The sequence below is a fragment of the Pseudomonas syringae group sp. J309-1 genome (assembly GCF_032582135.1).
GTDB classification, from domain to species: domain Bacteria; phylum Pseudomonadota; class Gammaproteobacteria; order Pseudomonadales; family Pseudomonadaceae; genus Aquipseudomonas; species Aquipseudomonas quasicaspiana.
Genome location: NZ_JAWHNU010000012.1, coordinates 59755 through 83909, shown reverse-complemented (window position 1 = coordinate 83909; position 24155 = coordinate 59755). Strand labels below are relative to the sequence as shown.

Sequence of the window (24155 nt, the reverse complement as noted above, 5' to 3'; positions counted from 1 at the left end):
CTTCTCGGGAGTAGCCAATGAAAGCCTGGCGTCTGCTTGTCGCCTTGTCGTTCCTGCTGTTGAGTGGCTGCCTGGTGACGTTCAAGGATTCGATTCCTGCGCGCGAAGCAGCGCCAGCGCAACTGCTGGGCAACTGGACCAGCAAGAATGCCTGGGGCGAGCCGCTTGAGCTGGAAATCAGCCGGACCGGCAGCAACGAGTACAAGGCGGTCAGCTACCGTAAGGGGGATCGCAAGCGCCGCGATACATACGCTTTTACCGTGTCCCGGCATGGCAGTCGCTGGTACCTGAGCGCCGGTCTGCCGGAAAAATATGGCGGCCATTTCGTAATGGCTGGCTTTGAACTGGCGCAAACCGGCGAGTTGGTGGTCTACAACCTGGACATGGATCGCTTCAACCAATGGGTTGAGCAAAAAGTGCTCAGTGGCGAAAAAATGCCAATCGGGAAAGACGACGGATTGTTGATCACCAGCCCTCTGGATCAAGTGTTTGGTTACCTGAACGATCCGGCCAATTCTGATGTTTTTCTCGAGGTAGCGCGTTACCAGCGGCTGCCCGAGCAGGGCACACGCCCGACCAACCAAGGGCCGACCAAGGCGCAATAACCAAGGAGCACGGGGTGGACGAGTACCAGCAGACTATACGAACGTTGTCGGATCGGATCGTCGCAGCCCAGACGCCGATTCGGGTTCTGGATGCGGTGAAGTGGGACGACACGGTGCGCAAGGATTTTCTTGCGGCCAAAGGCAAGGCCTTACCTGCGGTGGATCGCGCCTACTACGAAAATCGGCCTCTGGGTTTTGACTCTTCTGAACTGAAGCTCGAGTTCCAGAATATCGAGCGCGACATCACCCGTCAGTTGGGCCAGTTCAACCCGGTGGGCCAGATCATGCGCCGCATGTGCAAGGAGTACCGCATGGTAGTCCGCATGCTGGAGGCCCGAGGCACTGCGGATTTCGGGCTGATCTCCCAGGAGTTGTACGGCGCGGCGTCTGACGCTTTTCATGCCGGTGATCCAACCCTGGCTGATCTGGGTTTGATGCTTTCTGATTACCTCAATAACATCGCCGGTCGCGGTGACCTCAAGGATGAACCGAAAATCCTGACGGCCAAAGACGCGGTGTCTTTGTTGCAAAGTCGTCTGAACAAGGTTTTTGGTGAGGCCGAAGAGACCATTCGCGTCTTCGAATCCGACGGCATCGTCGCCGATGCCGCGGCAGGCGCCGACTACATCAAGATTCGCTCCGACGCGATGTTCAACGAGCGCGATGTCCGTGCGCTGGAAGTTCATGAGGGTCTGGTGCATGTGGGCACCACGCTGAATGGCCAGAATCAGCCGATCTGTACCTTCCTGTCAAAAGGACCGCCGTCCTCGACGGTGACGCAGGAAGGCCTGGCGATCCTCATGGAGGTCATCGCCTTTGCCTCCTACCCAAGTCGTTTGCGCAAGCTGACCAACCGTACTCGCGCTATCCACATGGCCGAGGAGGGCGCAGATTTCCTTCAGGTGTTCGAGTTCTACCGTGAGCAAGGTTTTGGCATGTCTGAAAGCTACGGTAATGCCAGCCGGGTTTTCCGCGGCTCGGTGCCCAATGGCCTGCCGTTCACCAAGGACCTGTCCTATCTCAAGGGTTTCATCATGGTTTACAACTATATTCAGCTCGCCGTGCGCAAGGGCAAGCTGGAACAAGTGCCACTGCTGTTCTGTGGCAAAACCACCCTTGAGGACATGCGTACATTGCGTCAGTTGGTGGATGAAGGCCTGGTCGTGCCGCCTAAATACCTGCCCGAGCAGTTCCGGGACATGAACGCGCTGTCGGCGTGGATGTGCTTCTCGAACTTCCTGAACCACCTGAGCCTGGACCGGATCGAGGCGGACTATTCGAATATTTTGTAGCGCCTCAGATCTCTTGTAGGAGCTGCCGAAGGCTGCGAAGGCGGTGTGTCATTAGAATCCGATCGCAGCCTTCGGCAGTTCCTACAGAAAATGTATTTTATTGATCCGAGCCGCATCAAAAAACAAAAGGAATCCCGCTTGAAATTCCTCATCACCCTCACGCTACTCTTGTCCCTGAGCGGCTGCAGCTCGATGCTGTTCTACCCGGAACCGGGCCTGCCGTTTACCCCTGAAAAAGCCCACCTGAAATACCGCGACGTGACCCTGACCGCTGCCGACGGCACGCAACTTCATGCCTGGTGGTTGCCTGCCAAAGAAGGCGTTGAAGTCAAAGGCACGGTGCTGCACTTGCATGGCAATGGCGGCAATCTGGCCTGGCACCTGGGCGGTAGTTGGTGGTTGCCGGAGCAGGGTTATCAGGTTCTGATCCTTGACTATCGCGGCTATGGTTTATCCCAAGGGGCGCCCAGCCTGCCTGCGATTTATCAGGACGTGGATGCAGCATTCGACTGGCTGAACAGAGCCCCTGAAGTGCAGGGCAAGCCGCTGGTCGTGCTCGGTCAAAGCATCGGCGGGGCCTTGGGAGTTCATTACCTGTCGGAGCATCCGCAGCAACGTTCGCGGCTCAAGGCGCTGATTCTCGATGGAGCGCCCGCCAGTTACCGTGAAGTCGCTCGATATACGCTGAGTACTTCATGGCTGACCTGGCCGTTCAAAACACCGCTTTCCTGGTTGATACCCGACGGCGACAGCGCCATCAATGGCCTGCCGAAATTGAAGGGGACGCCGATGCTGATATTCCAGAGCATGGACGACACCCTCGTGCCGCTCGACAACGGCATCAGCCTCTATCAGGCCGCGCCGCTGCCACGGGTGCTGCAACTGACCCGTGGCGGTCATGTGCAGACATTCTCTGACCCCACCTGGCGTCAGGTGATGATCCGCTATCTGGAAGATCCGCAGCACTTCAATGGTCTGCGTCGTCTCGGTGAAGTGCCGAATTACCCGGATCCCTCTGAAAAAGAAACACCTGAGAACCGCAAATGAGTGACGAGCGCAATGCCATTCCCCTGATCATCACGGGTATCTGCACGATCTTCGTCACTGTCGGCACGCTTTGGTATTACGGCTATCTGCATTTCGCCAAACCTGAGGATGCGCTGTTGCTCAACGAGTTCACGATGCTCAAAACCGTGCCGGGCGAAGACTATAAAATCGCCGCCGCACCTGCCGCCGAAGTCGCGCAGTGCATTGATGGCGTGCTGGTGTTGTTTGATACAGCGCAGAAGGGACTGTCAGGAGTTCTGATCAATAACAGGAAGCAGGCAGTGCGCTGTGCAGGCCAGGAGACGCCACAGCAACTTCAGCCTTGATTGTGAAATGCGATCCCCTGTGGGAGCTGGGCTTGCCCGCGATAAGGCTGAATGCGTTCTAAAGTGAACCGCATTCAGCCTTATCGCGGGCAAGCCCTGCTCCCACAGGAGAACTCACTCAGATCCGTATTAAGTAAACTACAACAAAAAAGCCCGGCCTGTTTTCACAGGCCGGGCTTCTGGATTGCAGCGTCAGCGATTTACTTCATCGACGAACGTGGCGCTACCGGCTGGTTGTCGTTGGAAACGGTCACTTCCACACGGCGGTTCTGGGCACGGCCCGAAGCGCTGGTGTTGTCGGCAACCGGGTATTCCTTGCCATAACCCTGGGAAACTACGCGGGCTGGATCAACGCCCATTTTCACCAGTGCCATGCGCACAGAGTTGGCGCGACGCTCGGACAGAGACAGGTTGTAGGAATCGGAACCCGAACTGTCGGTATAACCTTCCACGATCACTTTGCGATCCGGGTTATCACGCAGGTAGGTCGCCAGTTGGTTGACGTTAACCAGACCGCTGGATTTCAGCTCCGCCTTGTTCAGGTCAAACAGCACGTCGCCGAAAGTCACCAGCGTACCGCGCTCGGTTTGCTTGGCGTTCAGGCTGCTTTGCAGTGCCTTGATCTGAGCGTCACGGGCATCCAGACGGGCTTGAGCGCGCTGAGCGGAGGCACCTTTCAGTTCCTCTTCAGCGGTGCGCAGGGCAATAGTCTGCTTCGCAACTTCAACACGCTGGTTGGTCAGATAAGCCAGTTGGTCGACTTTCTTCTCGTCTTCGCTGTTGCGATAGGCTGCGTCAGCCTTGTCTAGCCAGTCGCTGGCGTCTTTGGTTTCCAGCGCCGCTACTTTGGTAGCCTGCGGGTTGGTCTGCAGAGCGGAGAAGTTGGTGCGAGCCTGTTCCAGATTCTGGTTAGGCGGCGTCGAGCAAGCGGCCAGTGCAACACTCATGGCCAGCAGGGCAGGGATCATCACTTGTTTGCGCATAATAGTTTCGTCCTTTCAATCGAATTCGAAATGCATGAAAAACGTTGGCTGCAACGTTGGTTACTGGGCCGGTGCCGGTTGCACCTGACGCAGACCTTCTTCACGTAGTTCGTTGACGCCTTGACGGGCATCCTGCACAGCTCGCTCTGCCTTGGCAGCCTGGGATTTACGTTCTGCTACGCGAGCGTCCCATTCAGCTTGTTCAGCCAGGCGGCGTGCTTCGTCGTATTTCTGCTCTTGCATGGCGAGCTCGGCTTGCTTGAGTTTGTCTTGCGCCGATTTCATTTCCACTGCGGAGAACTCGGTACCACCGGCGCTGACGGCGCTGTTGACGGCCGATTGGCTCACAGCGTACTGCTCGGTCGGAGGATTACCTGCACAACCAGCGAGTACGAAGCTGGCACCCAGTGCCAGAGCAGTCAGTTTCAGACCGCGCAGGCCTTTGAATTTGGTGTTGGCAGTAAGCGTGTTCATCGTGATCGACTCCATTATTTAACTCCTGAAAATCTTGAGTGTTCCATGACAGTCGTTGGCCTGAAGCGTGCGAGGTAGCGTCTGGCTGCGCCGTTGGCTATCCGTAGGCTTTTCTGTAATGGCTATGGGCTCGGACACATGAGCTTTTTGAATAGTTCAGGTTTTTTTTGACGTCAATAGTCAGTGGGGTCGGGGAACAAATCGTGTGAAAAAACGATCCTGGCACGTCACTGCCAGGCCGTCTTGAGGCCCGCGCGACGCGTAAGCGGGTTATTACTCAGTGTCCTTTTTTTCGGACAACTCATGCAGATACCGCCGTGAAAGCGCCAGGAAACGCGGGGTCGGGCCCACGTCTTCGTAGACCGGGTCACCTTCTTCATCAGTGGTCACGACATGCTGGCCTTTGACGTAAGGGAAGCTCGCTTCGAGTTCTTCCAGGGCTGCACCGATCAGCTCGCCCAGTAACTCTTCAGGATGATGTTTGGGGTACATCTCTGTCAGCGCGCTCAAGCGCGCAGCGGACTCCATGTCCAGGTGGATCGCATATTCAGTCTTGGTCAGCCGTCCTTTGGCGTTCTCTTCCCAATGGTTGGCGAGTTCACGGATTTTCATAGGGACCTCTTTGTTTGCCCACCGATGGCAGGTCTGCTTGAGTGCTGATTCATTGAGTGCTCAGCCATGGTTCACCGATGAGATTAGCCGGGTTATTTCAAAAGGTTTATTCACCGGGTGTTGGCGTGGCTGTTGATTTTGCTGCACTGATGGTAGAAAAGGGATAGATCAGAATTCTGCACGCCTGTTCAGTCGCTAACGCTTTGAGGCGGGTGGCGCCCACACAAAAATCAGGGGGAGAGGAACGATGGCTGATATCGACGCGCGTTTACGCGAGGATGTGCACCTGCTGGGTGAGCTGTTGGGCAATACCATTCGCGATCAGCGCGGGAGTGAGTTTCTCGACAAGATCGAACGTATTCGCAAAGGAGCCAAGGCCGGTCGGCGCGGTTCGGCTGAGGGCGCCGAGCAGCTTACTTCCAGTGTTGATGGCCTGGCCGAAGATGAATTACTGCCGGTTGCGCGGGCCTTCAATCAGTTTCTCAACCTGGCCAACATCGCCGAGCAATATCAACTAATCCGGCGGCGTGACGATTCACAGCCGCAACCGTTTGAATCTCGAGTGCTGCCTGAGCTGCTCGACCGCCTCAAAAGTGCAGGACATAAACCCGAGACCTTGGCTCGGCAGTTGAGCAAGCTGGAAATCGAACTGGTCCTCACTGCGCACCCCACCGAAGTGGCACGCCGCACCCTGATTCAGAAGTACGACGCCATCGCCGCACAACTTGCGGCCCTCGATCATCGTGATCTGAGCAGCGCCGAACGTGAGCAGATCACCGAGCGCCTGCAGCGCCTGATTGCCGAAGCCTGGCACACTGAAGAGATTCGCCGCACCCGACCGACCCCGGTGGATGAGGCGAAATGGGGTTTCGCCGTTATCGAGCATTCGTTATGGCATGCAGTACCCAATTACCTGCGCAAGGCCGATCACGCGTTGCATGCAGCCACCGGTTTTCATCTGCCACTGGAGTCTGCGCCGATTCGTTTTGCCTCATGGATGGGCGGCGACCGTGACGGTAATCCCAACGTCACGGCGGCGGTTACGAGAGAGGTGCTGTTGCTGGCCCGCTGGATGGCGGCGGATCTATATGTGCGTGACGTCGATCAACTGGCAGCCGAATTGTCGATGCAGCAAGCCAGTGATGTGTTACGTGCCAGTGCAGGCGACAGCGCTGAACCCTATCGTGCTGTCCTGAAGCAACTGCGCGAGCGGCTACGGGCGACCCGCAACTGGGCTCAGGCTTCGCTGGCCGTCACACAGCCCGCGCCAGATAACGTGCTGCATGATAATCGCGAGCTACTTGAGCCGCTGATGCTCTGCTTTCAGTCGCTGCATGAGTGCGGCATGGGCGTGATCGCGGATGGTCCGCTGTTGGACTGTCTGCGTCGTGCAGTAACGTTCGGTCTGTTTCTGGTGCGTCTGGATGTCCGTCAGGACTCCACCCGGCATAAGTCGGCCATGACCGAAATTACCGACTACCTTGGTCTTGGCCGCTATGAGGAGTGGGACGAGCAGGCACGCGTTGATTTCCTGTTGCGGGAATTGAACAGCCGACGTCCGTTGCTGCCTGCGCACTTCAAACCGGCCGCTGACACCGCCGAGGTGCTGGCAACCTGTCGCGAGGTGGCTGCTGCGCCTGCCGCCTCATTGGGTTCCTATGTGATTTCCATGGCCGGTGCTGCTTCGGACGTGTTGGCGGTGCAGTTGCTGCTCAAAGAGGCGGGCTTGCAGCGCCCTATGCGCGTCGTGCCGCTGTTCGAAACCCTCGCGGACCTGGATAACGCCGGACCAGCCATGGAACAGTTGTTGAACCTGCCGGGTTACCGGTCACGTCTGCACGGCCCGCAGGAAGTAATGATCGGCTATTCCGATTCCGCCAAGGATGCGGGCACCACTGCCTCGGCCTGGGCGCAGTATCGGGCGCAGGAAAAACTCGTTGATATCTGCCGCGCCCAGCAAGTCGAGCTGCTGTTGTTTCATGGTCGCGGAGGCACCGTCGGCCGTGGCGGTGGTCCTGCTCACGCGGCGATTCTGTCGCAGCCACCGGGTTCGGTCGCAGGGCGTTTCCGCACCACCGAACAGGGTGAAATGATCCGCTTCAAGTTCGGCCTGCCAGATATCGCCGAACAGAACCTCAATCTGTATCTGGCCGCGGTGCTGGAAGCCACCTTGCAACCGCCACCGCCGCCGGAGCCTGCATGGCGAGAGATGATGGATAACCTGGCGGCCGATGGCGTCAGCGCTTATCGCGCGGTGGTGCGTGAGCATCCGGAGTTTGTCGAGTACTTCCGTCAGGCCACGCCAGAGCAGGAACTGGGTCGCTTGCCTTTGGGGAGTCGTCCGGCCAAGCGCAGGGAAGGGGGCGTAGAGAGCCTGCGGGCCATTCCGTGGATTTTCGCCTGGACCCAGACGCGATTGATGTTGCCCGCCTGGCTTGGCTGGGAGGCAGCGCTCAATAAGGCCCTCGAACGTGGCGAAGGTGAACTGTTAGGGCAGATGCGTGAACACTGGCCGTTCTTCCGCACCCGGATCGACATGCTGGAGATGGTGCTGGCCAAAGCCGACCACGATATTGCCCAACTGTACGATCAGCGTCTTGTTGAGCCGAAACTGCAACATTTGGGTACGCATTTACGCGACCTATTGTCGCAGGCATGCTCCGTAGTGCTGGGGCTGACCGGGCAATCGCAACTGCTGGCTCATAGCCCTGCGACGCTTGAATTCATCAGCCTGCGCAACACGTATCTGGATCCACTGCATCTGCTTCAGGCAGAGTTGCTTGCCCGTTCACGCAACCGTGAGGCAAGTCTGGACAGTCCTCTGGAGCAGGCACTGCTGGTGTCTGTGGCGGGTATTGCCGCCGGATTGCGTAACACCGGTTAGTCAGCGCTTCCGTTAATGGCGCGCCGTCAATTGCCAGTGCGCCATTGGCATCAATGACTTGCGCGCTTTTGACTGGCTCAAGCCACCTGAACCAATTTCGCACTCTGCTACCTCTGACCGGGTAGTGGATACTGCGACTTTTGGCGGCTTGTGCCACTTGTGTCGGCTGTGTATCTTGATCAGCCTTTGGCCATTCTTCGGCTCGAACCACATTTGAGATTGGTCCAGTAGTGGCGAATCCGACGTTTACATATAAAAAATTTGAGGAGCACATCGATGCGCGTGATTCTGCTGGGAGCTCCCGGGGCCGGTAAAGGTACTCAGGCAAAATTCATCACCGAAAAATTCGGCATCCCGCAAATTTCCACAGGCGATATGCTGCGCGCTGCCGTCAAGGCTGGCACTGAACTGGGCCTTAAAGCCAAGAGCGTCATGGACAACGGCGGTCTGGTTTCCGATGACCTGATCATCGGTTTGATCAAGGATCGTCTGTCCGAGCCTGATTGCGCCGGCGGCGTGCTGTTTGACGGTTTTCCCCGCACCATTCCACAGGCGGAAGCGCTTCTGGCGGCGGGTCTGGAAATCGACCACGTGCTGGAGATCGCTGTAGATGACGAGGAAATCGTCAAGCGCATGTCCGGTCGCCGTGTACACGAAGGCTCTGGCCGTATCTATCACACCATTTTCAATCCGCCCAAGGTTGAAGGCATTGATGATGTGACTGGCGAGCCACTGTTGCAGCGCAAGGATGACGTCGAAGAAACCGTTCGCCATCGCCTGGCCGTGTATCACGACCAGACCAAGCCGCTGGTTGAGTTCTACAGCAAACTCGAAGCGAAAAATGGCAAGCCTAAGTGCAGCCACATCGCAGGCGTCGGTTCGGTTGAAGACATCACCAGAAAAGTGCTTGAAGCTCTGAGCTGACAGCACTGGCTTGAGTCAACAAACGGTCCGCTTGCGGGCCGTTTTGTCGTTTATAATGCGCCCCTTTTTTGATCTCGATGGATAACCCTGATGACCACCTTGCTGGCCCTGGACACCGCCACTGAAGCCTGCTCGGTCGCTTTGCTGCACGACGGCAAGGTGCTGAGCCACTACGAGGTGATCCCGCGCCTGCACGCCCAGCGTTTGCTGCCCATGATCAAAGCGATCATGGCAGAGGCGGGTATTGGCCTGTCAGCGCTGGATGCCATTGCTTTTGGCCGTGGTCCGGGTGCCTTTACGGGCGTGCGGATCGCCATTGGCGTTGTGCAGGGGTTGGCCTTTGGTCTGGAGCGTCCGGTTCTCCCCGTTTCCAATCTGGCAGTACTGGCCCAGCGAGCCATGCGCGAGCACGGTGCCCATCAGGTTGCGTCGGCCATCGACGCGCGCATGGATGAGGTTTACTGGGGGTGCTATAGCGAGGTGGCGGGGGAGATGCGTCTGCTTGGCGCCGAAGCGGTACTGCCGCCAGAGCAGGTTGCTTTGCCCGTTGATGCGAGTGGTGAATGGTTTGGGTCCGGCACAGGCTGGGAGTACGCCGAGCGTCTGCCGGTCAGCGTCATAGGTCACGACTCCAGTATGCTCCCCCATGCTCAGGATTTACTGACCCTAGCGACCTTCGCCTGGCAGCGCGGTGAGGCCATCGTTGCAGACGATGCACAGCCGGTTTATCTGCGGGATAAAGTGGCCACGCCCAAAGCCCGATAGCTGGAAATGCTGTTTTGAAATGCATTTCCTGTAGGAGCTGCCGGAGGCTGCGATGGCGGTGTGTAAGGATAAGTACTTCGCAGCCTTCGGCAGCTCCTACAGGAAATGTATCAGCTCAATAAACACGACCTTTCATCGCCTAAAATCCTCAACTTCCCGCTTGTTGCGAAACTTTTTCAAATTGTGTGGTCTAGTTATCGTTCGGGTAATTGCAACACTCTGCCCGTGAAGTTAGATTGCCACTATAAGATGCAGAGTACGCACTAATGCGCATAGACGGCCCTTCACAACGTTCATACCCCATCAAACGCAAGCCGCGTAATCAGCCTGCGATCGTTGATGGCACCTTCGAAGAAGTCGAAAACGACGCCGAAGTTGCCCAGCAGCCAGCGCAAAGCGCTCGCTCAGGTGGTAATGCACAGGCCAATTCGACTGCCAACGTTCCTGCACGTCCGCAAGACATCATCTTCCCGCGTTCCATGAGCACTCGCGTTGCCACTGCGCTGGCCAGTTACCTGACCACCGCCAGCTTCGTTGACTGGGATCTGGAAGTTTCAGGGCTTGATCTCCACGTTTGAATGATTCTCGCCTGCCTTACTTTCTGGGATGTCCGTCATGGAGTGAAAACGCCTGGCGCGAATCACTTTATCCCGAAGACGCTCGTACTAACGAATTTCTAGGCCTGTACTCACAGGTCTTCAACGCCGTTGAAGGCAACACCACTTTTTACGCGCGGCCTGCGCCCTCCACTGTGCAGCGCTGGGCTGAAGTGCTGCCCGATGATTTTCGCTTTACGGCCAAATTTCCCGGCGATATCAGCCATGGCGGTGATTTGCGCCTGCAATTGCAGGCCGCGGAAACATTCATCCAGTTGCTGGCACCTTTGGGCGAACGCGTTGCACCTTTCTGGCTGCAGTTGCCTGCCAGCTTCACGTCGCAGCGGCTTGCCGAACTCGTCACGTTTATTGACGAGCTGAAGTGTCCGTTGGCCGTCGAGGTGCGCAATATGGCGTTTTTCGGAAAGGGTGATGAAGAGCGCATGCTCAATCGCCTTTTGCTGGAGCGTGGCGTTGAGCGCATCTGTCTGGACTCACGCGCGTTGTTCAGCTGTGTGTCCAGCGATCCGGCGGTACTGCATGCACAGTCGAAGAAACCCAAGGTTCCAGCCCGTCCGGCAGCGCTGACTCAATTTCCGCAGGTGCGCTTCATTGGTCATCCCGTGCTGGAGGCCAATGACCCGTTTCTGGTCCAGTGGGTGGCTAAAGTCGCAGCCTGGATTGAAGAAGGGCGTACGCCTTATGTGTTCCTGCACACCCCGGACAACCTCGAAGCGCCGCTTCTGGCCCGACGTTTCCACAGTCAGTTGATGGAACGCTTGCCAGGTTTACCGCCATTGGTTGAACTGGAGCGCGCACCACCGGTGCAGCAACTGGGCTTGCTCTGAGGTCGATAACTATGGCTTCAATAGCCGTATTAACGATCACAGGAGTCAGCAATGGATTCGCAACAGCTTCTTCGCGCACAAACTTTCAAGGCACTGCACGAGCGTGATCATGCTTTTGTGATCCCCAATCCGTGGGACGCAGGGTCGGCCAAACTGTTGGCCTCCATGGGCTTCGAAGCGTTGGCCACCACCAGCGCGGGTCTGGCTTTCACCTTGGGTCGGGCGGATGCCGAAGGTGCGCTGAGCTTCGCCGAATCGCTGGAAAATCTTCGGGCAATCGTTACTTCAACAGACTTGCCGGTCGCCGCCGATCTTGAAAACTGTTTCGCCGATAGCCCTGAAGACTGTGCAGCCAACCTGCTGGCAGCGGCGCGGACTGGCATCGTTGGTGCTTCTATCGAAGACGCCACCGGCAAGACCGATCAGCCGATTTATGATTACGAGTTATCCGTAGCGCGGGTCAGGGCGGCGGCACTGGCTGCACGCAGCTTGCCGTTCCCGTTCATGCTGACTGCTCGAGCGGAAAACCTGCTCAACGACCGGATGGATTTTGCGGACACCTTGAACAGGCTGAAGGCCTACGCCGATGCCGGAGCTGACGTGCTTTACGCGCCCGGCTTGCGCACTCGCGAAGAAGTTATTGCGGTGGTCCGTGCCGTTGCGCCCAAGCCAGTCAACGTGTTGATGGGGCTGGGCGGTGTCACGCTGACCGTCGCTGAACTCAGTGAGTGCGGCGTCAAGCGTATCAGCGTCGGCTCATCCCTTGTGCGCGCGGCGTTCGGCGGCTTGTACCGCGCTGCAGAGGAAATCCGTACCCAGGGGACGTTTACCTACGCTGAGCAAGCGCTGCCGTTTGCTCAACTCAATGCCTTGTTCAAGGACTGAGTGTGCGGGGCTCGACGCTGTTTCTGGTTTTCCTGCTGCTCTGTGCTGGCGCCATCGCTGCGGTATGGCGGGGCTGGATCGAGGTGCCAGCGCAATGGAATCCCTGGGCGCCATTGGATATTCAGGCTGAACCCAACTTCCTGACCTCCTGGAAGCTGTCGCGGGTCAAGAATGATCCACAGTTGTGCGATCAGGTGCTGAGTTCATCAAGCCTTCGTTTCAGCCGTCAAGCCGACAGCCCCACCTCCGCAGATTGCCCGCTCACCGGCGTGCTACGAGTGCAGGGTGGTGATGTAGGGCTGAGCAGCAGCTTCCTCGCCAGTTGTCCGTTGGCGGTGGCCTACGCGCTGTTTGAAGTTCACACCTTGCAGCCCGCGGCCCAGGCGGTATTTGGTCAGCGAGTGACGCGTATCGACCATCTGGGCAGTTTTGCCTGTCGCAACGTCTACGGAAGAAGCAGCGGGCGGCTGAGTCAGCATGCGACCGCAAATGCCTTGGACATCGCCGGTTTTCGCCTGGCCGATGGGCAGCGGATCAACCTGTTGCGGGACTGGAAGAACGAGGGCGACAAGGGCCGGTTCTTGCGTGAGGTTCGCGACGGAGCCTGCAAGAACTTCAATACGGTGTTAGGGCCTGATTACAACGCGGCGCATCAAAACCATTTTCATCTGGATATGGGCGGTTGGCGGGTGTGTCGCTGAGGTAGATGTTTATGTAGGCGCTGCCGAAGGCTGCGAAGGCGGCGTGTCATGGGAATCCATTCGCAGCCTTCGGCAGCTCCTACAGATGTCACCGAATCAACGGAATCAAGCAGCCATGCGCAGGTTTTGCAGGATGATCGGACGTGCCCAGCCCATGTCGAAATTCAGGGCGCGTTGCTGGGCGACCATGGTGGCGTCATCCAGTGGCAGGGCAGGCTTGTCAGCCAGGTCCCATTCGAATTCGGCGATTGGCAAGTGCAGCGGACGAGGCTGAGGGCCCGGGCCTGGAATCACGCTGTCGTCGTAAGGATTCAGTACGTTCGGACGAACCCACTCGCTGTCGAACTCCAGATCGCGTTGCTGAGCGATCATTTCGCTGATGCTGAACGGTTCGTTCGGAGGTGGCAGCAGGTCGAGTTCAAATTCAGCGATCGGAAGAAACAGCGGCTCGGCAGGAACACGTGGCATGTCTTCAACCGGGCAGGCGCGCTGCTCGACGATCTTGCCCAGTGTACGCGCACCGGCAACAGGCTCGCCTGTAGCAACATCAGTCGCAACGCTGGCTGGATCAACGGGTTCAGCCGTTGTATCGCGTACTTGTTCAGCCATCACACGGGCAAACGCATCCGACCAGATCTGGGTAACACCGCCCAGAGCCCGGCTGTTACGCAGGGTAAAATCACCTGCGTGCGTTAGATAACCTATGGATGATTGCTGAATGTCTGACATATCGATCGTTACACGTCGTAGGTCTGGCAGAATGCCTGATACTTCTTTATCGGCAGATTTTGCCGATCATTAACACTTTTTGAGCGTGTGGACACAATGAGTGAGCAACAAGCGGGCAGTCGCATCCGGGTCGAAGCCCTAGGTAGCCCCTCAGGTAGCCAAAGTCAGGAACAGGCCGCGCAGTGGGCACAGCGTCTGGACCTGCCGTTAGAGGACGTTGACGCGGACTTTGCCCTGCAAGTGACAGACGATGGCCTGCAATTGCAGCAGTTGGGTGATGACGTGCCAGGCCCGGTGCGGGTGGATTTCGTTGAGGGGGCGGTGGCTCATCGGCGTCTGTTCGGTGGCGGCAGCGGGCAGATGATCGCCAAAGCGGTGGGCATTCAGCCTGGCGTTCGGCCTTCGGTGCTGGATGCAACGGCGGGCCTGGGCAAGGATGCGTTCGTGTTGGCCAGCCTTGGCTGTCAGATGAGCCTGATCGAGCGCCAACCGATCATCGCGGCATTGCTGGAAGACGGCCTGAGCCGTGGACGGCAGGATCGGGAAGTGGGTTCGATCATTAGCCAGATGCGCTTGCTGACCGGCAACTCCATCGAGTTGATTCGGGGCTGGGAAAGCGAGCCGCCGCAAGTGATCTATCTGGACCCGATGTTCCCGCATCGGGAAAAAACTGCGCTGGTGAAGAAGGAAATGCGCCTGTTCCGCCCGTTGGTAGGCGACGACATGGACGCGCCTGCGCTGCTGGAAGCTGCATTGGCATTGGCCACCCACCGCGTAGTGGTAAAACGCCCACGCAAAGCCCCGTGCATCGAAGGCCCCAAGCCGAGCTACGCGCTGGATGGCAAATCCAGCAGGTATGACATCTATCCGAAGAAGGCGTTGAAGTCGGTGTGATCTTGATCATTTCTCTGGCGCGCCACAGGTCTCCTGTTGCGCTGCTGCGGATTCTTTGTGGGAGCCGAGCTTGCTCGCGATGAACGATAACGGGGGTGTAGCTTTAGCTATTGCAGCGCCTGCATCGCGAGCAAGCTCGGCTCCCACGGTTTTGCATCAGCCTCGAATTCCACCTTGATCCAGAGAGCCTGATCAAACCGAATACGCCCGCATAAACAATGCCACCACGTCCTGCACGTGCGCTTCTGCGCTGGCTTCATCCGGCCGTTCGCCGCAGCCCACCAGAAGGCGGAAGTTGCAGACGCCTTTGATCAGGCTGAGAAAGTGCTCGGCGGCGGTTCCAGGGGATTCAAACTTCAGTTGCCCGCGCTGCTCCAGGCGCCTCAGCAAACGCTCGGTTTCCTGAAGAACCCGCTGTGGTCCTGCGGCGAAAAATATCTGCGACAGCTTCGGATCCTGAGTGCCCAGCGTCACCATCAGGCGGTGCAACTCAACGGATTCAGGACTGTTTATGAGTATCTGGAAACCCCGCGCAACACTCAGCAACAAGGTCTTTGCCGGTAAGTCGCGGTTCAGCTCAATGAATAATTCCGGCAACTGCTCTTCGCAACGTGCCACCACGGCTGCGGTAAACAGGGTCTCCTTGTCATTGAAGTGGCTGTAGACCGTGAGCTTCGAAACCCCGGCCTCTGCTGCAACCGCATCCATGCTGGTGCCGGCGTAGCCATTGCGCACAAATAACTCTTTTGCCGCATCAAGAATGGCCCCGCGCTTGGCCTGATCTTTTGGCCGACCGGGCCCCGGATTGCCTTGAGCGCTGCTTTGAGAATGGTCAGGCATGTTCGTTTAATAATGTACTGGTGAGTTTGGTAATTTTTAATATACTCGTCAGTACAATTATTCCAAGCATCTTTTGCGAAGGCCTCCACCATGTTGCGCAAGTTCCTGTGCCTCGTCCTGCCTCTGGGTCTGATGTCACTGCTGTCTGGCTGTGGCCAGGAAGCAACTGCACCGACCACAATTCGTCCCGTCATGGTTATTCAGCCATCGCCATCCGCGCAGTCCGTGGACAGTTATCCCGGTGAAGTCCGCGCCCGCTTTGAGCCGGATCTGGCGTTCCGGATCGGCGGCAAGGTCAGCAAGCGTCTGGTGGAAGAGGGGCAACGGGTCAAGGCCAATCAGCCCTTGGCCGAGCTGGATGCTCAGGACGTTCGTCTGCAACTGGATGCCACGCGCGCTCAAGTCGCCGCCGCCGAGGCCAACCTGCAGCTGGTGCGCTCCGAGCGGGATCGCTACAAGACCCTTATGGATCGGCAGATGGTCAGCCGTTCGCAGTACGACAACGCCGAAAACCTCTATCGCTCCGGTGAGGCCCGTCTCAAGCAGATCAAGGCCGAGCTGACCGTTGCTGACAACCAGACCAGTTATGCCGTGCTGCGCGCGCCACAGGACGGCGTGGTGGCAAAAAGGCTGGTGGAAGTCGGTCAGGTTGTCGCTGTCGGGCAAACGGTCTTTACCCTTGCTGCTGATGGTGAGCGGGAAGTCTTGATCAGCCTGCCGGAACAGAACTTCGCCCGCTTCAAGACAGGGCAGCCCGTCACCGTCGAGTTATGGACTCAGCGCGAACAACGCTTCCCCGGGCGCATTCGCGAATTGTCGCCTGCGGCTGACCCGCGTTCGCGGACTTTCGCCGCGCGTGTTGCTTTCGCCAGCGGCAAAGTGCCCGCGGAATTGGGCCAGAGTGCGCGGGTATTCATTGCGACCGAGCAAGCCGTGCCGCTGTCGGTACCGCTCTCTGCCGTGACATCGGAGAACGGCATCAATTACGTCTGGCGAGTCGCGGCCGACAGCACCCTCAAACGCGTCAGTGTCCGACTTGGGCCTTATGGTCAGGAGTCGGTGCCAGTGCTCGAAGGGCTGACCGCCAGTGACTGGATCGTCGCTGCGGGTGTGCATGTGTTGCACGAAGGTGAACAGGTGCGCCCTGTGGACCGTGAAAACCGTGCGGTCAAACTGGCTGCGAAGGAGTAAGCACGGATGCGATTCAATCTCTCCGAATGGGCGTTGCGCAATCGGCAAATCGTCCTGTACCTGATGATTGTTCTGGCGGTAGTCGGTGCGTTGTCCTACACCAAGCTGGGCCAAAGCGAAGACCCTCCGTTCACCTTCAAGGCCATGGTGATCCGCACGCTGTGGCCCGGCGCAAGCGCTGAGGAGGTGGCGCGGCAAGTCACTGATCGCATCGAAAAGAAACTTATGGAAACCGGCGAGTACGACCGCATCGTATCGTTCTCGCGTCCCGGCGAATCTCAAGTTACTTTTATTGCCCGTGACTCGATCTTCTCTTCGTACCTGCCGGAGCTGTTCTATCAGATCCGCAAAAAGGTCGGGGATATCCGTCAGAACCTGCCTCCGGGTGTACAGGGCCCGTTCTTCAACGATGAATTCGGCACTACCTTCGGCAATATTTACGCGCTGTCCGGCAAGGGCTTCGACTATGCCGTGCTCAAGGATTACGCCGACCGCGTTCAGCTTCAACTGCAGCGCATCAACGATGTGGGTAAGGTCGAGCTGATCGGCTTGCAGGACGAGAAGATCTGGATCGAGCTGTCCAACGTCAAGCTCGCCACGTTGGGGCTGCCGTTGCAAGCTGTGCAGCAGGCGCTCGAAGCGCAGAATGCCGTCTCGGCTACCAGCTTCTTTGAAACACCCAGCGAGCGTATTCAACTGCGCGTCAGCGGTCGTTTCCAGACGGTTGATGAGATTCGTGAATTTCCGATCCGCGTGGGTGATCGCACGCTGCGTATCCGTGATCTGGCCGAAGTACATCGCGGCTTCAATGACCCACCTGCGCCGCGCATGCGTTTCATGGGCGAAGAGGCGATCGGGCTGGCGGTGGCGATGAAGCCGGGCGGCGACATTCTGGTGCTGGGCAAGGCGCTTGAGGGCGAGTTTGCCCGCCTGCAGAAAAACCTGCCTGCCGGAATGGAGCTGCGCAAAGTTTCTGATCAACCTGCTGCGGTGAAAACCGGCGTCGGTGAGTTCGTTCAGGTACTAGCCGAAGCACTGGCGATTGTGTTGCTGGTGAGTTTCTTCTCACTGGGCATGCGTACCGGCATGGTGGTCGCATTGGCGATACCGCTGGTATTGGCCATGACTTTCGCCTGTATGTACTACCTGGGCATCGGCTTGCACAAGATTTCCCTCGGTGCGTTGGTGCTGGCGCTGGGCCTGCTGGTGGACGACGCGATCATTGCCGTGGAAATGATGGCGATCAAAATGGAGCAGGGCTACGACCGGCTGCGTGCTGCGAGTTTCGCCTGGACCAGCACCGCTTTCCCGATGCTGACCGGCACGCTGATCACCGCTGCTGGCTTCTTGCCGATTGCCACCGCGCAGTCGAGCACGGGCGAATACACCCGTTCGATCTTCCAGGTGGTGACCATCGCGCTGCTGGCTTCCTGGGTAGCTGCCGTGGTGTTCGTGCCATATCTGGGCGAGCGGCTGCTGCCCGATCTGGCGAAGATTCACGCCAAAAAACATGGCACTGGACCTGACGCAGTGGACCCTCACGGTACGCCGTTCTACCAGCGGGTGCGGGCGATGGTGGGCTGGTGCGTGCGCTGGCGCAAAACGGTGATCGTCGCCACGGTTGCTTTGTTCGTGCTGTCGGTGGTGATGTTCAAGTTTGTCCCGCAGCAGTTCTTCCCGGCGTCCGGTCGCCTGGAGCTGATGGTGGACTTGAAGCTGACTGAAGGCGCTTCGCTGAACAGCACGGCCGAGCAGGTCAAGCGTCTTGAGCAGATGCTCAAGGATCATCCGGGTATCGACAATTATGTGTCGTATGTCGGGACCGGTTCGCCACGTTTCTACCTGCCCCTTGATCAACAACTGCCTGCAACCAGCTTTGCGCAGTTCGTGGTCCTGGCCAAAAGTATTGAAGACCGCGAAGCCTTGCGGACCTGGCTGATTAGCAGTCTCAATGAACAATTCCCGACCTTGCGCTCACGGGTAACGCGGCTGGAAAACGGCCCACCGGTAGGTTACCCGGTGCAGTTCCGGGTCAGCGGCGAGCACATCGACGAAGTCCGCGAGTTAGCTCGCAAGGTCGCGGCCAAGGTGCGGGAGAATCCTCACGTTGCCAACGTCCATCTGGACTGGGAAGAACCGAGCAAGGTGGTGTTCCTCAATCTGGATCAGGACCGGGCGCGCGCCTTGGGCGTGACCACGGCCGAACTGTCGAGATTCCTCCAGCGTTCGTTGACCGGCTCCAGCGTCAGCCAATACCGCGAAGACGACGAACTGATCGAAATCCTTCTGCGGGGCACACCTGATGAGCGCCAGCAACTGGGGGCGCTGGCGAGTCTGGCGGTGCCGACTGAAAACGGCACCAGTGTGGCGCTGTCGCAGGTGGCGACGCTTGAATACGGTTTCGAAGAGGGCGTGATCTGGCACCGTAATCGACTGCCCAACGTGACGGTCCGTGCCGATATTTACGGCAAGGAACAGCCCGCAACGCTGGTGCAGCAAATCCTCCCCACGCTGTCGGACGTCCGCAATGAATTGCCGGATGGGTATCTGCTGGAAGTCGGCGGAACGGTGGAGGACGCCGCTCGCGGACAGGACTCTGTGAAGGCGGGTGTGCCGCTGTTTATCGTGGTAGTGCTGACCTTGCTGATGCTGCAACTGCGCAGCTTCTCCCGGATGTTGATGGTGTTCCTGACCGCACCGTTGGGATTGATCGGCGTGACGTTATTCCTGCTGGTGTTCAACCAGCCATTCGGGTTCGTCGCCATGCTGGGCACCATTGCTTTGTCGGGGATGATCATGCGCAACTCGGTGATTCTGGTGGACCAGATCGAGCAGGATATTGCGGGAGGGCTTGATCAGTGGTCGGCGATTATCGAAGCGACCGTGCGCCGCTTCCGGCCCATCGTCCTGACCGCGCTGGCGGCGGTGCTGGCGATGATTCCGCTGTCACGCAGCGTCTTCTTCGGCCCTATGGCCGTGGCTATCATGGGCGGCCTGATCGTCGCGACAGCGCTGACGCTGCTGTTTCTGCCAGCGCTGTATGCGGCGTGGTTCAGAGTGAAGAAGGTGGATTAAAACGGGGTGCATGTTCGTGGGAGCGAATTCATTCGCGAAGGGGGCGTTACATTCGCAGCTTATGTATCGCCTGAAATATAGCTTTCCCGACTAAATTCGGTCCCACAGGATTTGCATCGCACATCAGTTTGCTGGCAACCACAGAGTCTTCCGCATCCTGTGTTTGCATGACGGCTCAAATCCCGGTGGGAGCGAATTCATTCGCGAAGGGGCAGTTACAGGCGATACATCTCCACCGTCTGAAAAACCGCCTTCCCGAATGAATTCGGTCCCACAGGGATGGCATTTCAACCGCAGTACCCGGTGGTGGCTGCTTACAACGCCCCAAACACCTTCTTCGCCAGGCTCGTCGCCGCCGCTGCGGGGTTGGCGCGAATGCTTTCTTCCTGCTTGGCGATCATCTCGAACAAACCGTTCAACGCTTGCTCGGTCACATAACTTTCGATATTCGAGCTCTTGGCATCAAGCACACCCAATGTGGCTGCCTGACCCGCGAAAGCGTTGTACTTCTGCGCCAGGCCGACCTTGTCGGTAGCCTGCTTGACGATAGGCAGGAATTTGGCGCGGATCTGCTCGCGGCTGCTGCTGTTCAAGTACTGAGTGGCTGAATCCTTGCCACCGCTGAGAATGCCTTTGGCGTCAGCCACGCTCATCTTTTTCACAGCATCTACCAGCAACGCCTGGGCCTGCGGAACGGCAGCTTCAGCGGCCTGGTTCATGCTGGTTTCCAGTTGGTCAACCTGGTCGCCCATGCCGAACTGCTTCATTTTTTTCGCGACTTTGCCCAGTTTGCCCGGCAGCTCGATGCGCACTTCTTCATTGTTGCTGAAACCACCGGGTTTACCCAGTTGCTTGACGGCGATCTGGGCACCCTGGGTCAACGCATCCTTCAAACCGCCGGTGGCGTCCGATTGCGACAGATCGTTCAGTGACAAGGCAAATACACTGCTCGACAGCATCAGGCCCGCGCACACGCTGGCAAACGTAAAGGGGAGACGGAACATGGGGGCATCCTTTTCTTTGACTTGATTCGGAGACCGCGCCGAGCTGAACCTCGACGCGGTAATGCACAGAGCCTATCAGGAACTCAGTCTGGCTGGCTGCACGCAATTCCAACGGTCAGCGACTTTCCTCAGCGGGCTCGGGTTCGCCAGGCTCCTCTGTCTGATGCAGCGCCACTTGACGAATCGACAGCCGGATTTCCGCAGGCAACACGCGCTTCGCCGCACCTTCCGCCAGCTCGCCCAACAGCGGGTGATAGCTAAGCTTGCCGGCCGGATCCTTGCGCAGCACGCCCAGGTCCAGCAGCGTCTGAATGAAATGACGGAACAGGCTCTTGTCGAAAAACTCCGGCGCGTTCAGGCCGTGGAGAATCGATAACCGCTGGGCCATCACCGTACACAGGTCTTCCAGTTCTTCGGCGCTGAGGGTCTTCTGCCCGCTGTTGAGCAGCAAGGCGATGGCCATGTAGAAGCGCTGTAGGGTCTGAGCAATGGCTCGTGACAACAGGGTCAGCAGCACAAACTCTCGAGAGCTTGGCGCTGGCCTCATGTAGACGTTGTTTTCAAAGCGCAGCAGGCCTTGTTCGACGAAGGCTTGCAGCCATTGATCCACCACTTCGTCTAGCTCGTTCACCGGCCAGCGAATGAACAACTCCGACTGCAGATACGGATACAGCGCACGGGTGTAGCGCAGGATCTGCTCGCGGCTCATGCGCGACGAGCTCTGGAAGAAACTCGCCAGCAACGAGGGCAGGGCGAAGATGTGCAGGATGTTGTTGCGGTAATAGGTCATCAACACCGCGTTCTGCTCGTCCAGATACAGAATTTTGCCCAAGGCATCCTTCTGTTCCGACAGCAGGTTCATGCCTTTCACATGTTCAATCAAGGCTCGCCCATCGCCTTCCGGCAGGGTGGTGTGGGGCGAGTAAGGCACGTTGCGCAACAGCGTCAGGTACAGATCCAGTACCCGCTCCATGGCCTGATCGTCCAGCGCCAGTTTCTGTGTGGACAGCAGGGCCAGCGCTACAAGATTGACCGGATTGATCGCCGCGGCTTCGTTCAAGTGCTGAGCCACGCGTTCACCCAGGCGATTGGTGGTTTCGTTCAGCCAGTCCGGTTTGAACTGCGGGCCCAACTGTTGCTCCCGCCAGTCCGGTTGTTCATCGTCGAGAAACTCAGCCAGTTTGATCGGCTCACCGAAGTTCACCGAGACCTGACCGAAACGCTGCTTGAGCGCTCCGATGACCTTGAAAATATCGAAGATCGACTCTTTCTTTTTCGTCGCGCCGCGCAGCTCGCCCAGGTAAGTGCGACCTTCCAGTACGCGCTCGTAACCGATGTACACCGGCACAAACACAATCGGCATCCGCGAGTTACGCAGAAAGCTGCGCAGGGTAATTGCCAGCATGCCGGTTTTGGGTTGCAGCATGCGCCCGGTCCGCGAGCGCCCGCCCTCGACGAAGTACTCCACCGGGAAACCCTTGGTGAACAGCGTGTGCAGATACTCGTTGAAAACCGAGGTGTACAGCGGATTGCCCTTGAACGTTCGGCGCATGAAAAATGCGCCACCACGACGCAACAGACCGCCAATCACCGGCATGTTCAGGTTGATGCCCGCCGCGATATGCGGAGGGGTCAGGCCGTTGCGGAACAGCAGATAGGACAGCAGCAGATAATCGATGTGGCTGCGATGGCACGGTACGTAAATGACTTCGTGACCCTGAGCAACGTCTTTCACGCCTTCGATATGGCTGACTTTGATGCCGTCGTAAATCTTGTTCCAGAACCAGCTCAGGATCACTTCCAGAAAGCGGATTGCTGAATAGGTGTAGTCCGAAGCGATCTCGTTGGCATAACGCAGCGCCTGTTCCCGGGCTTTGGCTTCAGGGATCTTTTCCCTTTCGGCTTCTTCGAGAATGGCCTGTTTGACCAAGGGTTCGTCGAGCAGGCCGTTGACCAGATTGCGCCGGTGCGACACGTCGGGGCCGATAACGGCGGTCTTCAGATTGCGGAAGTGCGTACGCAGCAGACGCTGGGCCATACGCAGGGTGAGCTCATGACCTTTGTTTTCGTTGACCAGATCGCGCATGTGGATCGGCGCAGAGAATTGCACCCGCGTCTTGCGGCCCAGAATCAGGATGCTGACGAAACGCCGCAGACGACCGGTAACGGCCCAGCTGTCAGCAAACAAAAGCTTCCAGGCGCTGGATTCACGATCCGGTGACTGTCCCCAGAACACACTGACCGGGATGATTTGCGCGTCCTCGGTCGCGTTCTGACTGACTGCGCTGACCAGTCGCTCAAGCGTCGGCGGCGCGCCGCGTTTGTCCTGACGGCCCAGCCAGTCTGGCGAAGGCGTCAGGTAGAAGTACGCAGCCGGTTCAACCAGCTCGCCCACCGACACCGGCAGGATAGGACGCGGCAAGCCGGCCTTGCGGCATTCGGTGTCGATCACCGCCAGGTCGCTCATGGACGGCGACTGCAAGGCGTAAAACACCGGGCGACTGCGATCCAGGTTGAGCGTGAACGACGACTGATTAATGGTCTCGGAACGAACCCAGAGATAGAGCAGACGGCGCAAGGTGCCGAATACAAGGCGGCGGAACGGTGATCGGGTCATACGGCATCTGCGAAAAGGGGGCGGTGCCCGCGAGGACGCTAGTGTGCCGTATCTGGGGGGGTTGGGCAAAAGCGGAAGGGCCTGCGCATCAAAAAATAAACCTAAAATAAATTTTTATTGTGCGGCGCTTGGTTAGGAATAAAAAACCTTTTTAAAACATGGGGTTGTGTTGTTGGTAAGTCATTTTCAGGGATTGTTCCTACAGAAGTATAAGATGGGTCTTTATATATTAAGAGAGTGGCGGTTAGAAGTGTTGTAGGAAGCGGTTTTTGTGTGTGTTTGGTTGGTTGACATGTTGTTTTGTTGAGCATAATTTCTTTCTCGGTGCAGTGCTTGCTGTCTGTCTGATAATCGCTGTTATAAATAACCAATAAAAGTTTGGAGGGCATTTTATGTCTGTTGGTTTGGCTTTGCAGGGCAATAGTGTGGTGCGTGGGGCTGTAATGGCTTCGCCGTCTTTGATGAGCATGGAAAAAGCTGAGGCTATTGACTCTTTTAATGTGATGTTGGTAGAGACGATGTCGCCACTGTTAAAAGAGTCATTGAGGGATGCGGAGAATAACCCCACTATGAACGCAGCTAATAAAGACGTTGTAAGTGGCGCGGGTGTCGTTGCTTTGAAGCATGTAGGTGATCAGTCGTCGCATATTTATGATGTTGAGATGATGACTTCAGAAGAGGAAATGGCTAAATATTTTTCGTTGCTGGAATTGCATTTTGCAGAGCTAGACGGTCTTCCAGTCGCGCGAGAATGCTCAGATTTTGAAAAGCAATGGCTCTCCAAGAGTGCTGCTGAGCGCGAAGAGGAGATATTGAAGATGTCGAACGCAATTTGTTGTTTTAGAGGTTGATTTATGGAGTGT

23 protein-coding genes are annotated in these 24155 nt (G+C 57.6%); 15 read left to right on the top strand and 8 right to left on the bottom strand.

Annotated elements, in window-relative coordinates; genetic code table 11:
* Positions 1-17: 17 nt before the first annotated feature.
* The 4 genes from RX972_RS09665 (at position 18) to RX972_RS09650 (ending at position 3270) form a co-directional block, all read left to right on the top strand.
* Positions 18-605: a hypothetical protein gene (locus RX972_RS09665; RefSeq protein WP_255879358.1), complete on the top strand. Its 588-nt coding sequence runs from the start codon at positions 18-20 to the stop codon at positions 603-605.
* Positions 606-619: 14 nt separating this feature from the next.
* The gene (locus RX972_RS09660) at positions 620-1897 is read left to right on the top strand and encodes a flavohemoglobin expression-modulating QEGLA motif protein (RefSeq protein ID WP_027897880.1); all 1278 of its coding nucleotides are present in this window, start codon (positions 620-622) and stop codon (positions 1895-1897) included.
* 192 nt (positions 1898-2089) lie between these two features.
* Positions 2090-2944: an alpha/beta hydrolase gene (locus RX972_RS09655; protein WP_316874665.1), complete on the top strand. Its 855-nt coding sequence runs from the start codon at positions 2090-2092 to the stop codon at positions 2942-2944.
* Positions 2941-3270, top strand: a complete 330-nt coding sequence (locus RX972_RS09650) for a hypothetical protein (RefSeq protein ID WP_316874607.1) — start codon at positions 2941-2943, stop codon at positions 3268-3270. Before RX972_RS09655 ends, RX972_RS09650 begins: the two co-directional genes overlap by 4 nt.
* Before the next feature lie 200 nt (positions 3271-3470).
* Here the strand turns inward: RX972_RS09650 and RX972_RS09645 are convergent, their stop codons facing one another.
* The 3 genes from RX972_RS09645 to RX972_RS09635 all read right to left on the bottom strand — a co-directional run bounded on the left by RX972_RS09645 (position 3471) and on the right by RX972_RS09635 (position 5339).
* Positions 3471-4253, bottom strand: a complete 783-nt coding sequence (locus RX972_RS09645; protein WP_027902471.1) for an OmpA family protein — start codon at positions 4251-4253, stop codon at positions 3471-3473.
* A 60-nt stretch (positions 4254-4313) separates the two neighbouring features.
* Positions 4314-4742, bottom strand: coding sequence for a DUF4398 domain-containing protein (locus RX972_RS09640; RefSeq protein ID WP_027902470.1), 429 nt, complete (start codon positions 4740-4742; stop codon positions 4314-4316).
* 258 nt (positions 4743-5000) lie between these two features.
* On the bottom strand, positions 5001-5339 hold the full coding sequence (locus tag RX972_RS09635) for a pilin assembly protein (protein ID WP_316874604.1): 339 nt from the start codon (positions 5337-5339) through the stop codon (positions 5001-5003).
* A gap of 247 nt (positions 5340-5586) precedes the next feature.
* On the opposite strand from RX972_RS09635, the gene ppc reads away from it, so the two are divergent.
* The 7 genes from ppc (at position 5587) to RX972_RS09600 (ending at position 12942) form a co-directional block, all read left to right on the top strand.
* A complete protein-coding gene (gene ppc, locus RX972_RS09630; protein ID WP_316874602.1) occupies positions 5587-8223 on the top strand; it encodes a phosphoenolpyruvate carboxylase in 2637 nt (878 codons plus the stop codon).
* 276 nt (positions 8224-8499) lie between these two features.
* Positions 8500-9147, top strand: coding sequence for an adenylate kinase (adk, locus tag RX972_RS09625; protein WP_231677734.1), 648 nt, complete (start codon positions 8500-8502; stop codon positions 9145-9147).
* 90 nt (positions 9148-9237) lie between these two features.
* Positions 9238-9912 carry a tRNA (adenosine(37)-N6)-threonylcarbamoyltransferase complex dimerization subunit type 1 TsaB gene (gene tsaB / locus RX972_RS09620; RefSeq protein WP_316874599.1) on the top strand — a complete coding sequence of 225 codons (675 nt, stop codon included), beginning with the start codon at positions 9238-9240 and terminating at the stop codon, positions 9910-9912.
* Positions 9913-10178: 266 nt separating this feature from the next.
* A complete protein-coding gene (locus RX972_RS09615) occupies positions 10179-10490 on the top strand; it encodes a hypothetical protein (RefSeq protein WP_027902465.1) in 312 nt (103 codons plus the stop codon).
* On the top strand, positions 10487-11356 hold the full coding sequence (locus RX972_RS09610) for a DUF72 domain-containing protein (protein WP_316874598.1): 870 nt from the start codon (positions 10487-10489) through the stop codon (positions 11354-11356). The genes RX972_RS09615 and RX972_RS09610 overlap by 4 nt, the downstream gene beginning before the upstream one ends.
* A 51-nt stretch (positions 11357-11407) precedes the next feature.
* Positions 11408-12241, top strand: coding sequence for an oxaloacetate decarboxylase (locus RX972_RS09605; RefSeq protein ID WP_231677731.1), 834 nt, complete (start codon positions 11408-11410; stop codon positions 12239-12241).
* Positions 12242-12243: 2 nt separating this feature from the next.
* On the top strand, positions 12244-12942 hold the full coding sequence (locus RX972_RS09600) for an extensin family protein (protein WP_164581775.1): 699 nt from the start codon (positions 12244-12246) through the stop codon (positions 12940-12942).
* A 105-nt stretch (positions 12943-13047) separates the two neighbouring features.
* Here RX972_RS09600 and RX972_RS09595 read toward each other — a convergent pair whose 3' ends face one another.
* A complete protein-coding gene (locus RX972_RS09595) occupies positions 13048-13671 on the bottom strand; it encodes an energy transducer TonB (protein WP_122396159.1) in 624 nt (207 codons plus the stop codon).
* Positions 13672-13767: 96 nt separating this feature from the next.
* Between RX972_RS09595 and RX972_RS09590 the strand changes: the two genes are divergently transcribed.
* Positions 13768-14565, top strand: a complete 798-nt coding sequence (locus RX972_RS09590) for a class I SAM-dependent methyltransferase (RefSeq protein WP_263270892.1) — start codon at positions 13768-13770, stop codon at positions 14563-14565.
* A 192-nt stretch (positions 14566-14757) separates the two neighbouring features.
* Here RX972_RS09590 and RX972_RS09585 read toward each other — a convergent pair whose 3' ends face one another.
* A complete protein-coding gene (locus RX972_RS09585) occupies positions 14758-15405 on the bottom strand; it encodes a TetR/AcrR family transcriptional regulator (protein WP_122396157.1) in 648 nt (215 codons plus the stop codon).
* A gap of 90 nt (positions 15406-15495) precedes the next feature.
* On the opposite strand from RX972_RS09585, the gene RX972_RS09580 reads away from it, so the two are divergent.
* Both RX972_RS09580 and RX972_RS09575 read left to right on the top strand, forming a co-directional pair.
* Positions 15496-16596: an efflux RND transporter periplasmic adaptor subunit gene (locus tag RX972_RS09580; protein WP_316874591.1), complete on the top strand. Its 1101-nt coding sequence runs from the start codon at positions 15496-15498 to the stop codon at positions 16594-16596.
* 6 nt (positions 16597-16602) lie between these two features.
* Positions 16603-19671, top strand: coding sequence for an efflux RND transporter permease subunit (locus tag RX972_RS09575; protein ID WP_316874589.1), 3069 nt, complete (start codon positions 16603-16605; stop codon positions 19669-19671).
* 314 nt (positions 19672-19985) lie between these two features.
* On the opposite strand, the gene RX972_RS09570 is transcribed toward RX972_RS09575, so the two are convergent.
* The 3 genes from RX972_RS09570 to RX972_RS09560 form a co-directional block, all read right to left on the bottom strand.
* Positions 19986-20675 (bottom strand): DUF4197 domain-containing protein, encoded by a 690-nt coding sequence (locus tag RX972_RS09570; protein ID WP_255885748.1) that lies wholly within the window; start codon positions 20673-20675, stop codon positions 19986-19988.
* Between the two features lie 115 nt (positions 20676-20790).
* On the bottom strand, positions 20791-23292 hold the full coding sequence (gene plsB, locus RX972_RS09565) for a glycerol-3-phosphate 1-O-acyltransferase PlsB (RefSeq protein ID WP_255885749.1): 2502 nt from the start codon (positions 23290-23292) through the stop codon (positions 20791-20793).
* Between the two features lie 101 nt (positions 23293-23393).
* Positions 23394-23681, bottom strand: coding sequence for a hypothetical protein (locus RX972_RS09560; protein ID WP_147471388.1), 288 nt, complete (start codon positions 23679-23681; stop codon positions 23394-23396).
* Positions 23682-23684: 3 nt separating this feature from the next.
* Between RX972_RS09560 and RX972_RS09555 the strand changes: the two genes are divergently transcribed.
* Positions 23685-24143, top strand: a complete 459-nt coding sequence (locus RX972_RS09555) for a hypothetical protein (RefSeq protein ID WP_316874582.1) — start codon at positions 23685-23687, stop codon at positions 24141-24143.
* Positions 24144-24155: the final 12 nt, after the last annotated feature.